This is a genomic window from Streptomyces sp. NPDC002130 (assembly GCF_040296465.1).
Lineage (GTDB): Bacteria > Actinomycetota > Actinomycetes > Streptomycetales > Streptomycetaceae > Streptomyces.
In genome coordinates this window covers 1-1,222 of record NZ_JBEOXI010001016.1, presented here as the reverse complement: position 1 = coordinate 1,222, position 1,222 = coordinate 1, and the positions used below count along the sequence as shown (strand labels likewise).

At 66.8% G+C, this 1,222-nt stretch carries 1 protein-coding gene and 1 pseudogene; both read left to right on the top strand.

Features of this window, described 5'->3' with window-relative positions; translation table 11 throughout:
• Positions 1-819 (top strand): ROK family protein (locus ABT116_RS47960; protein ID WP_351647789.1); only part of this gene is annotated, 819 nt, incomplete at its 5' end.
• A gap of 139 nt (positions 820-958) precedes the next feature.
• Positions 959-1,222: pseudogene (locus ABT116_RS47955) on the top strand (hypothetical protein); the annotation flags it as partial.

Genomic DNA, 1,222 nt, shown 5'->3' with positions numbered 1-1,222 from the left:
CCCGTGTTCGACAGCGTGCCGACGCCGCAGACCGACCCGTGGAGAGCGTGTGCGGCGCTGCTCGAACGAGTCGCAGACGGCCGCGACGTCGACGGTGTGGGCATCGCGTGCGCCGGGCCGGTGGACACCGATGCCGGCGTCGTAGCTCCCATCAACATCTCCGAGTGGGCACAGGGATTCGAGCTGGTAGCGGGCGTCCGCAGCGTCTTTCCCGACGCCGGAACCGCCCTCGCCATGGACGGAGCCGCAGCGGCTTTGGCGGAGTTCCACCACGGCGCCGGACGCGGGACCCCGAACCTCCTGAGCCTGGTCGTCTCGACGGGAATCGGCGGCGGAATCGTTCTCGGCGGCGAGATTGCTCGGGGTCGCACGGGGAACGCCGGTCACATCGGCCACCTCGTCGTTCCAGGATCTGCCGAACCGTGCAGCTGCGGGGGCGTCGGCTGCCTCGAGACGGTGGCAAGTGGACCGTCCGCGGTGCGATGGGCTCGTAGCCAGGGATGGACGGGCACCACCGGCCGTCAGCTCGCCGAGAGCGCACACAGCGGGGACACGATCGCCGTGGACTCACTTCACCGCGCCGGCACGGCACTCGGTGGTGCCATCGCCTCGGCGGCCGCTCTCCTGGATGTGGACCTCGCGGTGATCGGCGGCGGTTTCGCCCAGTCGGGTACTCCGCTGTGGGAACCGATGCTCGACGCGGCTGCCCGACATGCCCGTTTGTCGTTCATTCAAGAGCTCCGGATCGTTCCCGCCGAGCTGGGTGGCGCCGGAACTCTGACCGGCGCGGGCCTGCTCTCGCTCACCGCCGTTATCTGACACGCGTTCTTCCCCGATAAATCCGCAGGGAGTCCCACTAAACGGGTGCCACCTGTTACCAATTTCTGTAACGTGTTTTAGTGTTCTGACTCACACCGTTACGGGCATTGCACGTGACGCCTACGGGAAGGAGGTGACCGTGAGCCCAGACGCTTCCTCATCTGACGTTGCCTCGACCGCTTCTTCGACAGATGAAGCCGAGCATCACGCCCAGGTCGCCCGACCGAGCGATTCCCTCCGCGACACCGAAGACCTCCGTGAGCGCCTGGAACGGTGGATGGCCGGGAAGGTGCCGAGCGGATCCACCGTGACCGTCGCCGACGTCACCTTGCCCGCAGCCAACGGCATGTCCAGTGAAACCATTCTTTTCGACGCCACCTGGGACGGCGATCATCATCCCTTG